The 12,805-nt window shown below is 44.4% G+C and carries 10 protein-coding genes; 9 read left to right on the plus strand and 1 reads right to left on the minus strand.

The window, feature by feature from the left end:
• Positions 1-163 precede the first annotated feature (163 nt).
• On the plus strand, positions 164-1,897 hold the full coding sequence (locus IMZ28_RS01110) for an ATP-binding protein (protein WP_197548812.1): 1,734 nt from the start codon (positions 164-166) through the stop codon (positions 1,895-1,897).
• On the opposite strand, the gene IMZ28_RS01115 is transcribed toward IMZ28_RS01110, so the two are convergent.
• Positions 1,898-2,302, minus strand: coding sequence for a rhodanese-like domain-containing protein (locus IMZ28_RS01115; protein ID WP_197548813.1), 405 nt, complete (start codon positions 2,300-2,302; stop codon positions 1,898-1,900).
• A 190-nt stretch (positions 2,303-2,492) separates the two neighbouring features.
• On the opposite strand from IMZ28_RS01115, the gene IMZ28_RS01120 reads away from it, so the two are divergent.
• The 8 genes from IMZ28_RS01120 to IMZ28_RS01155 all read left to right on the plus strand — a co-directional run bounded on the left by IMZ28_RS01120 (position 2,493) and on the right by IMZ28_RS01155 (position 12,805).
• Complete coding sequence (locus IMZ28_RS01120; RefSeq protein ID WP_197548814.1) at positions 2,493-2,882, plus strand: NAD(P)H-quinone oxidoreductase subunit 3; 390 nt, start codon at positions 2,493-2,495, stop codon at positions 2,880-2,882.
• Positions 2,864-3,382: a NuoB/complex I 20 kDa subunit family protein gene (locus IMZ28_RS01125; RefSeq protein ID WP_197548815.1), complete on the plus strand. Its 519-nt coding sequence runs from the start codon at positions 2,864-2,866 to the stop codon at positions 3,380-3,382. Before IMZ28_RS01120 ends, IMZ28_RS01125 begins: the two co-directional genes overlap by 19 nt.
• Complete coding sequence (locus IMZ28_RS01130) at positions 3,382-4,167, plus strand: NADH-quinone oxidoreductase subunit C (RefSeq protein ID WP_197548816.1); 786 nt, start codon at positions 3,382-3,384, stop codon at positions 4,165-4,167. Before IMZ28_RS01125 ends, IMZ28_RS01130 begins: the two co-directional genes overlap by 1 nt.
• Before the next feature lie 11 nt (positions 4,168-4,178).
• The gene (nuoD, locus tag IMZ28_RS01135) at positions 4,179-5,408 is read left to right on the plus strand and encodes an NADH dehydrogenase (quinone) subunit D (RefSeq protein WP_197548817.1); all 1,230 of its coding nucleotides are present in this window, start codon (positions 4,179-4,181) and stop codon (positions 5,406-5,408) included.
• A 97-nt stretch (positions 5,409-5,505) separates the two neighbouring features.
• Positions 5,506-6,027: an NADH-ubiquinone oxidoreductase subunit E family protein gene (locus IMZ28_RS01140; RefSeq protein WP_197548818.1), complete on the plus strand. Its 522-nt coding sequence runs from the start codon at positions 5,506-5,508 to the stop codon at positions 6,025-6,027.
• Positions 6,027-8,036 carry an FAD-dependent oxidoreductase gene (locus tag IMZ28_RS01145; RefSeq protein ID WP_197548819.1) on the plus strand — a complete coding sequence of 670 codons (2,010 nt, stop codon included), beginning with the start codon at positions 6,027-6,029 and terminating at the stop codon, positions 8,034-8,036. Before IMZ28_RS01140 ends, IMZ28_RS01145 begins: the two co-directional genes overlap by 1 nt.
• 16 nt (positions 8,037-8,052) lie before the next feature.
• On the plus strand, positions 8,053-10,335 hold the full coding sequence (locus IMZ28_RS01150) for a 2Fe-2S iron-sulfur cluster-binding protein (RefSeq protein ID WP_232087489.1): 2,283 nt from the start codon (positions 8,053-8,055) through the stop codon (positions 10,333-10,335).
• Positions 10,328-12,805 carry an NADH-quinone oxidoreductase subunit G gene (locus IMZ28_RS01155; protein ID WP_197548820.1) on the plus strand — a complete coding sequence of 826 codons (2,478 nt, stop codon included), beginning with the start codon at positions 10,328-10,330 and terminating at the stop codon, positions 12,803-12,805. The genes IMZ28_RS01150 and IMZ28_RS01155 overlap by 8 nt, the downstream gene beginning before the upstream one ends.

Genomic DNA, 12,805 nt, shown 5'->3' on the forward strand with positions numbered 1-12,805 from the left:
CCATGACGATGGCAGCTTCAGCAGGAAGCAGTGCAGAGGAAAGCATCAGTAACAGAGTGGTTTTAAGCATTGCAGCCCTTTTTTCATTTTGTGTTTGATAGGAGTAGTATATCAAATCATATCAAAACTTTGCTATACTGAAAAGAAAAACAGGAAATCGATATTGAAATATCTTATAGAATTTATTGAAGCCAAAGATGTAAAGAAAAGTTCCATTTTCACTCACTTGAAGTGTACAGAAACTGAAGCAAAACTGGTACAGTATGTCTGTCTCCGCTATGTCAGAGGACTGGAAGAGGTTCCTGTCCTTGAAATGCTGCAGGAGAATTTTCAGGGGGAGCCTTATCTTTATCTGAAAAAACTGCCGCTTGTAAAAAACCTGCTTGATCTTGGCTGGTTCATTCAGGTCAGTTTCGGACAGGTAAAAGCACATGATTCCTCACAGTTGGAGCTGATCAATACTTCTATTACACCAAGCATGTCTCTGCTGCGCCTGCTGGAGGAGGGTTCCCTGGAGATATTTCTTCCCGAGGTCAAACCCTATACTGACCATCTGGAGTATCTTCAAGACCAGTTTGATATGGTTACGCTGCTTCATAAGATCGCTACTTTCAAACAGGGATTTGCAGACAACTCCCTGAGCATCGGAAGGCTGAAGAACAAACTTACACTGCTTACCAAGCGTATTGAAGAGCGTGTCAAGATCACTGAGACACCGATTGTTGTAGAAGAGTTCTTCAAAGAAAAACAGCTTGACGAGAAAGAGCAGCGTATTTTTCTTGCCCTGCTAAAAGAGGAGTACAGCGGTGGAGAGGGGCAGTTTAGAGATATGAACACACTCATTGAACTGATCTCTTTTGATGAGTATGAGAAGATCAAGAACCGTGCGTTACTCGAAGACGGGGCCAAGCTTATTACCGAGGGGATTATCGATTATGAAGAGATCCTCAACATGTTTGGAGGAGTGAGTCGTTCTTTTTATCTGCAGGAAGAGGTGATGCAGCGTATTATCCATCCAAAAAAGAATAAAAAAGTGACCAAGCTTAAGCTTGATGCACTCGTCAAAGAGCAGGATATTTTTGAGTATCTCAAACCTGAAACCACGCTTGATGATGTAGTACTGCACCCCAAAACAAGAGAGACACTGAACAATGTGGTCAAACAGGTGGACAAAGAGGTCTTTAAAAAGCTTCGTGAATGGGGTATTAAAGACAAGCGTAAGAGTATCGATGCACGTATCATTTTTTATGGACCTGCAGGAACAGGAAAGACTATGACAGCGATGAGTCTTGCCAAAACACTCAAAAAACCGATCCTCTCCTTTGACTGTTCAAAGATCCTCTCTATGTATGTGGGAGAGAGTGAAAAGAATGTGAGACGTATTTTCGATGATTTCAAGGAGCTTAGTGCCAAAGCGAAGGTGGAGCCCATACTGCTGCTGAATGAAGCCGACCAGTTCCTGAGTGCCAGAAGTGAGGGGCACGGAAGTTCGGCTGACAAAATGCATAATCAGATGCAGAACATCTTCCTTGAACAGATCGAGAGGTTCGAAGGTATTCTTATTGCCACGACCAACCTGCTTGGCAATATTGACAAGGCCTTTTCAAGACGTTTCAATTACAAGATAGAGTTTAAGAAACCGGGTAAGAAACAGCGTCTGCGCCTATGGCAGTTCATGCTTCCCGAAAAAGCGGATTACGCTGAAGATTTTGATGTGGAGGCGCTTGCAAAATATGAACTCACCGGCGGACAGATCAATCTTATTATCAGGAACACAGCCTATAAAGTCGCTGTACGTGATGAGAGTGTCTTCAGCCATCAGGATTTTTTGGAAGAGATCGAAAAAGAGCTGGGTTCCAGTTTCGAAGGTACCAAAAGCATGGGCTTTAAGGTATGATCACTGTGTCAGCTCTATTTTCGCACCCATCAATCCGATGATACCATTCTTCACATTCAGCGGGGTGAACCCGTTTTTTTCCAAAATGCGTGAAGCACTTACGCTTCTGTTGCCGCTCCGGCAGTAGACAATGATCTTTTTGTTCTTGAATGGTGAGAGTTTGTCCAGATTGCTTTCAAGCTTTTCCAGGGGAATGAGTGTCGCACCTCTGAGGTGTCCGGTTCTGAATTCTTCAGGAGTACGGACATCCAGCAAGGTGACATTTTCATCATTTTCAAGCAGTATCTTTGCCTGCTGAGGGGTGATCGTTTCAAAATTTGCCAGTATCCAGCCTTTGGAGTATGCAAACCAGAAAAGAAGACCGATCATTGCTATATAATAAAGAAGGTTTGTCAAGTTTTTCATTTTATTCTCTTTTTTGACCGTATTTTACCACTTTAGTCTTGTTTCACATAGTTACAATAGTTCTGATCTGTTTTCGAATGAAAAAAGAGTTCAAGTAGTTTAATCATCTTTTGGTTAATATAGAAGCACTATTCTGAGAATACTCTCGTGGCAACACGCGGGAAGAATTAAACTTAGCTAAGGAATTACTATGACTCATGTAATTACGCAACATCCGTACTATGGTGTGTTCATACTGTTTGCACTGACCACCATTGCATTTACTGCAACACTGTTTCTGGCTCGTTTTGTCAGTAGAAAACTCGCCAAACTAGATACTGAAAAGCTCAAGCTGACGATCTATGAGTGTGGACCTGAAGTAACCAAACAACCCAATACTATCTCTGCGCAGTTCTATCTGATTGCGCTTCTGTTCATTCTGTTCGATGTGGAAATCATCTTTATGTTCCCATGGGCGATCGACTTTAAGCTGCTTGGCTGGTTCGGTTTTGCGGAAATGATACTGTTTATTTTACTACTTGCGATTGGTTTCGTATATGCATGGAAGAAAGGAGCACTTGAATGGCACAGCATCAAGTAAATTATGCCAGCTCAGCTGGATTGCCGATAGCATTGACTTCGGTAGACAAACTCGTTAACTGGGGGAGAAGTAACTCTCTTTGGCCTCTGACTTACGGACTCGCATGTTGTGCGATCGAAATGATGGCATCGGGTGCGTCCCGTTATGACTTTGACCGTATGGGTACGATCTTTAGAGCCTCTCCAAGACAGGCTGATGTTATGATCCTTGCAGGAACTCTCTCCAAGAAGCATGCTGAATTCGCCAGACGTCTTTATGACCAGATGACAGAGCCAAAATGGGTCATCTCGATGGGATCATGTGCGAATACCGGTGGTATGTTCAATACTTACGCGACTGTTCAGGGGGTTGACCGTATTGTTCCTGTTGATATTTATCTGCCTGGATGTGCGCCGAGGCCTGAAACACTGCAGTATGCACTGATGATGCTTCAGAAAAAGATCAGACGTGAGTCGGCGGACATGAAGAAGAACACAAAACAGAATTTGAGGTTAGTGTAATGAGAAAGTATACACCAAAAGACAATGTACAGGCAAAGTCCTACTATACGGACAGATACTGGGTAGCACCGCGTGTTCCTAGAGAAGCGGTTGAAGAGGGAAGTCACTTTGCCGAGGTAGTGAAGGCGATGAAGGACTTCAGCAAAGAGTCATATGTTGAAGTAGGGCAGCTTGTTATCCACATTGATGCACAAGAGAATTTTGAAGCGATAAAAACACTTAAAGAAGTTTGCGGATATACACAGTGTTCGGAGCAGAGTGCGGTGGATTATCTTGCTCAGGACGGCGAGTTCGAACTTTTCTACCAGTTCCTCAATGTCAATGAAGCAAAAAGAGTACGTATAGTCTGCCGTATCAAGAAAGGTGAAGCGATCGAGTCGATTGTACCGCTTTTCAATTCAGCAAATTTTGCAGAACGTGAAATGTACGATATGTTTGGAATCAAGGTGAATAACCATCCGTTTCTCAAGCGTATCATTATGCCTGATGACTGGGAAGGACATCCGCTGCTTAAGACCTATCCTCTGCATGGTGATGAGTTCGCATCATGGTATGAGGTTGACAAGATCTTCGGTAAAGAGTATCGTGATATTATCGGACCGGAGAACAGGGACCCTGCGCGGATCGACAGATATGATACGAAGCGCTTCTCCAGAGTCGGTTATGAAGTACCGTTTGGAGAAGATATCTCTCAGGGTGAAAAAGAGAATCCGATTGAATACAGTGAGACACTGCTGGTTGACTACAACAACAAGTCCGGTAAACAACTGGATCAGAGAAAGTAAGGGGAGAGAGTATGCAACAGCCTAATAAATTAACACCATTTTTCGAAAACCTCAATTTTGAGCGTGATGACAATACAATGGTGATCAACTTCGGTCCTCAGCACCCTTCTGCACACGGACAGCTTAGACTGGTACTTGAGCTTGACGGTGAACAGGTCGTGAAAGCTTATCCTGATATAGGTTATCTTCACAGGGGTATCGAGAAGATGGCAGAGAATATGACTTACAATGAGTTCCTGCCGACGACAGACAGACTTGATTATATTGCAGCAACTTCCAACAACTATGCCTATGCATTGGCTGTAGAGAAACTGCTTGGTATTGAAGCACCAAGACGTGCACAGGTGATAAGAACGATGCTGCTTGAGATCAACCGTATTATCTCTCACCTCTTCTTCATCGCAACACATGCGCTTGATGTCGGTGCGATGTCGGTGTTCCTCTATGCTTTCCGTGAACGGGAGTTCGGTATGGACCTGATGGAGGATTACTGCGGGGCAAGACTGACACACTCTGCTGTACGTATCGGTGGAGTACCTTTGGACCTTCCTGAAGGATTCATCGAGAATATGATCGCATGGTGTGACAAGGTAGATCATGAAGTGAAGAACACTTATGAAGCACTACTTACAGAGAACCGTATCTGGAAAATGCGTCTGGAAGATGTAGGGGTGATCTCCGCAGAAGATGCACTCAACTGGGGATGTACCGGACCGATGCTCAGAGGCTCCGGTGTGAAATATGATATTAGAAAAGAGGAGCCGTACGAGCTCTACAGTGAACTTGATTTCGATATTCCGGTCAGTGACAGATGTGATTCTTACGGACGTTATCGTCTTTATATGGAAGAGATATATCAGTCTACCAGAATCCTTAGACAGCTTGTACATATGTATAAAGAGAGCGAGCCGCAGCTGATGGCACATGCACCACAGTACATCTCTGCACCTAAAGAGGAGATCATGACACAGAACTATGCGCTGATGCAGCACTTTGTTCTGGTTACACAGGGGATGAGACCGCCAAAAGGTGAAGTCTATGTGCCGACAGAGTCTCCAAAAGGTGAGCTTGGCTTTTATATAAAATCAGAGGGAGAGCCGTATGCTTACCGTTTGAAGTGTAGAGCACCAAGCTTCTTCCATACAGGACTTTTACAGGATATTCTTGTAGGTACATACATTGCAGATGTCGTTACGATCATTGGTTCTACCAATATCGTATTCGGTGAAGTTGACAGATGAGAACCGTTAGAAAAGGTGAAGTGTTTCACCTTTCCAGGTTTGAAACCGAAGCGGTCGGAACAAAGTGCAGCCGCGTAGGCAGGAGGACAAATATATAATGAAAAGATATGATTTAAGACATTTACATGATGATTTTTATGACAGAATGGTCGAACTTATCGATAAAGGGCTGAAAGTTGGTGAAGTAGGGATCTTTCTGTTTGAGGTAGGTGATTTTTCCTCTATCCAGAAGAGTGCTGATGTAATCAAAGCTGCCGGACATGATCTCATGAACTCATTGAAGTTTAATGAGGTGGACTGGACCATTGTGGTTAAAAAAGTCGATGAAGAGACTAGAAAAGCCAGAGCTGAAGAGATCGAAGCAGCAAGAATAGAAGAAGAGAAGAGAGCTGCAGAAGCGGCAGCAGCAGCTGAAGAGAAAGCAAAAGCTGAAGCGAAAGCCAAGGAAGAAGCTGAAAAAGCAGCAGCCAAGGCAAAAGAAGAGGCTGAAAAAGCTGAATCAGGGAAAGAAGAGAGTGCTCCGGCGGATAAATCTGCAGCGAAAAATGCATCGGCGAAGAAAACAGCAGCAAAACCGGCAGGAAAGAAGACGCCGGCAAGCAAAACAAAGGCTAAATAATGTCACGTGTTGTATTCTCTACTTGGAGAGACGAGTTTATCGATAACCGCGGTAAGCTCTCTGATGAGTGGAGTGAATCTGGATTTAAACTGCCAGAGACCTACCATGGTGATACCAAGTCCAAAGCTTTTATCGGCTGGGATGGTGTGGCTATCTTCGATGAAGATATCGATGCAGTGGAACTGGCTTCCCAGTATGCTGCACAGTATCAGGAGTACTCTGAGGCTTGCGGACGTTGTGCACCGGGTAGGTGGGGCGGAAGGATCCTTTATGATTTGCTTGATAAAATAGCCCGTGGTGAAGGAACACATGATGATGTGGCTCATCTTAAGGAGATATCCCAAACGATGATGACCACATCCAAGTGTGAGATCGGAAAAACTGTACCGAAGCCGATTCTGGATCTGATGGAACATTATAAGGATCAGTTCGATACCTGTATTGATGCCAAACAGCCATCCAAGCATTACGGAGGGGATACCTCCTATATTGCAAAAGTGACGGCTCCATGTACCGATATGTGTCCGGCACATGTCGATATCCCTGCATATATTGAAGGTGTCAGGGATATGGTCTTTACCGATTCACTGGCTGCAACACGTCAGACAATGCCTCTGGCACATACTTGTGGACGTGTCTGCCCTCATCCATGTGAAGATGCCTGCCGCCGTGCAAACCTTGATGAACCGATATCTATTATGGAGCTTAAGCGTATCGGTGCAGATTATGAGACGGACCATGAAGTACCCTGGCTGCACCCGAGAGAACCCAAACCGCCGAGAAATGACGGAAAGAAAGTGGCGATTATTGGTGCAGGACCGGCAGGACTTACGGCTGCCTACTACCTTGCACTGGAAGGTATTCAGGTTGACATTTTTGAAGAGCTTCCTGTCAATGGCGGTGAGGTAGCTGTCGGTGTACCTGAATACAGAATGCCGGTGGACAAGTATAATAAAGATATACAGTTCGTACTTGATATGCCTACAGTCAGCATTACCAACAACCATCGTGTAGATGCTGAGCGCCTTAAAGAGATCGATGCAGAGTATGATGCGACACTGTTGGCATTTGGTACACGTCTCTCCAAAAAAGTACGTGCAACCAATGAAAACCCTAAAATGGGTGGATATTGGGGTGCGATCTCGATGCTTGACAAGGTGAACCTGTGGAACAAGTACGGTATTGGATCTCCAGCTTCTAATGAGCTCAAAGATAAGGTTGTTGTCTGTGTCGGTGGAGGATTTACTTCTATGGACGTTGTAAGATGTTCCATCCGTGAAGGTGCGAAGAAGGTGATCATGCTCTATCGTCGTGATGAGAAGACGATCATCAGAAACACAACCTATGAAGAGTACCATGAAGCAGTCGAAGAGGGAGTTGAGTTCATCTTTCACTCTGCCATTGAAGAGATCTTTGATGATGGAGAGAAGATCACTAAACTCAAGGTTAACCGTTTTGAACTGGTCCCTGATCCAGAGGGTGGTAGACCACAGCTTCAAAAGATCGAAGGTGCGGATTTTGAGATTGAATGTGATTTCCTTATTCCTGCGGTTTCCCAGGCAGCAGACCTTCAGATACTGCCGGAAGAGTGGAACATAGAACTGACTTCGTGGAATACGATCCTTACCAACGGACGAGACTTTATGAGCTCGCGTCCGGGACTTTTTGCCGCGGGAGATTGTGAGTATGGTCCTATGACAATTGTGAATGCAGTTGGTCAGGCAAGACGAGCCGCATCAGTGATTAGCCGTTATATCTATGACGGAAAATGCACATTGACTGATGATGAGATTATGGAAGATCATCTCAATAAACTCAAAGTTTATGACAAGAATGAGAAGATCACCGGTTGGATGCCAGGACTTCCGCGTGCTGTAAGTGAAAAGCTTGGTGTTGATGAGCGTAAAGACAACAACAAAGAGGTTAATCTCGGATTTACCGGGGAAGAGGCAATTGCTGAAGCAGAACGTTGTATGCGTTGTTACTACATCTCTATGGTAGCAGTGTAATGGAAGGTGGTGCAAGATGAGTGTACATAATTCAATGAATACAGGAAAGCCGATCAGCATCACTATCGATGGAAAAGTGTGTAAAAGTACGTTTGGCAAAACCATTCTGGAGATTGCCAGAGAAAATGATATTTACATTCCAACGATGTGTTACCTTACCAAAGTGCAGCCTATAGCTTCGTGTCGTATGTGTGTGGTGAATGTCGAGGGTGTTGAGGGAATGATCCTCTCTTGTCAGGAGAAGGCAGTTGATGGTGCAGTGATCACGACCAACAACAGAGAGCTTTATCAGGAGCGACAGAATATCATGAAGCTCTATAATGTCAACCATCCGCTGGAGTGTGGGGTGTGTGACAAAAGCGGTGAGTGCGATCTGCAGAACAAAACAATGGAGTTCAATGTTGACCAACAGCATTTTACCGCCCGTGATCAGCACAGACCGGTTGAGAACTGGGGACATGTCTCCTATGACCCGGCACTGTGTATCATGTGCGAAAAGTGCGTTCGTGTTTCAACCGAGATAACCGGTGATGAAGCACTGAAGGTGAAATTCGGCGGATACAGTTCGACTATCATCAATGTCAAACAGGAGAAGAACTACGCATCGCTTGGTGAAGCAGCAGCTGTCTGTCCGGTGGGGGCTTTGGTCAGTACAGATTTCAAGTATACATCCAATGCATGGGAACTTACAAAGATCCCGTCTGCCTGTCCGCATTGCGGCGGCGGATGCCAGATGTATTATGAAGTCAAACATGACCGGATATACCGTGTAACGAACACTTTTGAATTCTCAAATCTCTGTGGGGCAGGACGCTTTGGATTTGACTATGCCAATGAAGGAGCTGTGAAAGATCCAAAAGTATTTGAAAGAGCCGTAGAAGCTTTCAGGAAAGCTGATTCTGTGATCTTTTCAAACCAGACCTCCAACGAAGAGGCTCTGATCCTTCAGAAGCTCAAGGAAAAATTCGGGTTTAAGCTTGTTTCCCATGAAGCAAGAGCATATCAGAGGTTTATGAATGCTTATGCTCAAATTACAGGGAAACACCTCTATGGAGGCGATCTGAAAACACTTTCTCAATCCACTGCGGTCATTATTTTCGGAAGCCGTATCAACAATGATTCGCCAACAGTCAAGTATCATATCAATATGGCAAGCAAGTGGCATCGGGCAAGAGTAATCTATATGCACCCTATGGAAGATGCAGAGATTAAAAATATCGTGACACAGTTCATTAAGTATGAAGTAGGGAGTGAAGAGGGTGCTGCTGCACTGCTTGCACATGCACTGCTCGAAGATGCCGAACTGCCAAAAACACTGCGTGCATCACTTGATGATCTTGATATCGGCAATCTCAGCGCAGAGAGCAATATCGGTGAAGAGGAGCTTGAAGCATTGAAGAAATCTTTGCTGAAAAAGCATGGTTTCTCACTGGTTGTCGGAAGCGATCTCTATACGCATCCAAGAGCGGAGCAGATTGCCAAGCTGGTAGCACTGCTTGAACAGTACGCAGGATTCAATGTGATCTGTGTACCGCCGGCAGGCAATGCAATGGGTATCTCTCTTGTTTGCGATCTTGATGATGAGACGGAAGGGTATACAGTAGGTTATAATGCCCAGGCGGACTTTACTCTTTCAGCATTGGGGGACGGAGATATTGATATGCCTGCAATGAACCAGCAGGAAGGGACCTTGACAACGGTAGACAAACGTGTTGTACCGATGAACGTGGCACTCCCGTATGGGGGATATGTCCTTAATGACATTGCCAATGCATTAGGAGAGAGAGCAGAGTATACGATCGACTATACGAAGGTACTTCCTGAAGAGAAAGGGTTTAAAGCTGTTGAATTCGATGCGCTTGAGGATTACTTTGATACTGTAGGAAATGAGCATCGAGGGTATCTTTTGAAAGTGCAGAAAGTTTCTGTCAGGCGTGCACTTGAAGAGGTTGAAGAGCTTCAGGCTTACGATGGGGCTGTGATCTACCGATGTGATCCGGTTGAGCAGTTCTCACCGTTTACGGCCAAATCAAGGCTGCTCAAAGATGAAGCGATGCTTTTAGGTTCACAGCAGTTTGCAACTGTTACAAAACTGCAGGAGGGTGATGTGATCGAGTTCGAGGTGGATGGTGTCAGCTTCCGCCGTGTGTTTAAGATCGATACATCTATGAAAGGAACGATTGCGCTTAACCCAACATTTGACATGGGATTAAGTGCATCTTTGCTATCCTCTTACAGATTTAGCAGACTGGTTCACAAGAAAACCAATAATGAGAATATAGGAAACAACGATGAGTGAAGTAAAAACAGTAGAAAATATGGTTACCATCACCATTGACGGTAAGACATATCATGCCAAAGAGGGTGAGTATATCCTCAATGCGGCACGTGCAAATGATGTATTCATCCCGGCTATCTGTTATTTGACACGATGTTCGCCGACTTTGGCGTGTCGTCTCTGTCTGGTCGAAGCAGACGGCAAACAGGTCTATGCCTGTAATGCTAAGGTCAAAGAGGGAATGGAGATTACGGTAGATACGCCGAATATTCTTGAAGAACGCCGTGCTATTATGGAAGTATATGATGTTAATCATCCGCTTCAATGTGGTGTTTGTGACAAGAGTGGAGAGTGTGAACTTCAAAATTATACTTTGGAGTTGGCAGTTGATTCGCAGTCTTATTCTATTCCTGATACGAAGAGGGAAGTGAAGAACTGGAGTACGGTACTTCATTATGATGCCGGTCTCTGTATTGTGTGCGAAAGATGTACGACTGTGTGTAAAGATATGATCGGTGATTCAGCGATCACTACGACAAAAAGAGGCGGAGAAGCACTGGACAAGTCATACAAAGAGTCTATGCCAAAAGATGCCTATGCTATGTGGAACAAACTGCAAAAATCGATCATTGCACCAAGTAACGGAACAGACTTTACTGATTGTTCCGACTGTGGTGAATGTACGGCAGTCTGTCCTGTAGGTGCATTGACTGGTAGAGATTTTGTTTATACCACCAATGCATGGGAGTTGAAACGTATTCCCGCAACATGTGCACACTGCAGTTCCGGATGTCAGATCTATTATGAAACAAAACACACCTCTGTCTCTGACAGAACAGAGAAGATCTACCGTGTGACCAATGAGTGGAATTATGTATCGCTCTGTGGTGCCGGTCGTTACGGATATGACTTTGAGAACAGGGTAGAAGGGAAAGACAAAGATGCATTTGATGCTGCAGTCGAAGCATTTAAGAAGGCAGAAACAATCCGTTTCAACTCAGTGATCACGAATGAAGAAGCCTTGATGCTTCAAACGCTTAAAGAGAAGATGGGTATAAAGCTGATCAATCCTGATGCACGTGCATTCCAAAAATTCCTAACGGCATACAGTAAAGCAGCCGGCCAGTCACTTTACACTTATGATTTTAAAGAGGTGATGGCAACTGATTTTGTTATGAGCGTAGGAGCTTCACTCAGAAACGATAATCCGAATGCACGCTATGCATTCAATAATGTTCAGAAGATGAACAAAGGTGCGGGGCTCTATTTCCATCCGGTAGGCGATACATTGGTACCGACCTTCGGAAAAAACGTTGAAGTATTTACCCATAAAGTGGGACTTGAAGAGGCTGCACTCTATTTGATTCTTGATCTTTTCGCTGATAAAGAGAAGCTTCCTTCAGATGTGAAAGAGTATCTGGAGAGTTTCAAGTCGACTGCTACGAAAACAGTGAAAGAGAAGGTGATGAAGAGTGTTACCGAGACTGTGATCGATGAAGAGACAGGTGAAGAGAAAGAGGTAACCAAAAAGGTACCTGAAATGGTAGAAAAAGAAGTGGCAGTTGAGAAGAACGGACTGGTTGAACTGCTTGGCAAGGAGAGTGACAAGTTTACTGAAGCATTTGAGAAGATGATGAAGAAAAAAGAGAGCTTCTCACTTATTATCGGTGAAGATCTTTACTTCAATGACAGAGCAGAGAACCTCGCTAAACTGATAGCACTGATTGAACAGACTTCACCGGTACGCGTAGCAATGATTCCTCCTAAGACGAACTCTCTGGGTGTAGCGCTTATCTGTGAACTTGATGATGAGGCGACGGGATATACTATCGGATATAACGAGAACGGAGATTTCAGACTTTCTGCACTTGGTGACGGAGATCTTGATATGCCTGCGATGAATCAGCAGGAAGGAACACTGACCAATATGCATAAGCGTGTGACACCGACCAATGCAGCACTTGAGTATAAAGGGTATGAACTTAATGACCTGATGAAGGTACTTGTCGGTGCACCGGAATTGACAATAGACTGGACAGAGAAACTGCCGACAGAGAAAGGATTTAAGGCTGTCGAGTTTGATTCACTTCCTAACGGATACCTTAATGACGGAACAGAGAACAGAGGATATGCATTGAATCTCTCTACCTTTGATAGAGAAGAGATCAAAGTTGAGAAGATCGATGAATCCAAAGTACTTGAGGGTGATATCGTTTACCGATGCAATCCTCAGAGACAGTTCAATGACTTCACAGACAAAGCGCATGAGATCTTTGAAAGCTTCGGTCTTTATGCCTCTCCTGCAAAAGCTGAAATGCTTGGTGAGAAAGTAGAAATCGATTTCGGAGAAAAAAGTATCACAGTCGATGTCATTGTGGATGACCGTATGGAGGGTGAGATTACTGCTCTTACAGATTTCAAGAGCAGCCAGGATGTCTATAGCCTCTTTGGTGAGTCCCGATATCAAACAGTAACAATGAGAAAGGTGTAA

This window comes from Sulfurovum indicum (genome assembly GCF_014931715.1).
Lineage (GTDB): Bacteria > Campylobacterota > Campylobacteria > Campylobacterales > Sulfurovaceae > Sulfurovum > Sulfurovum indicum.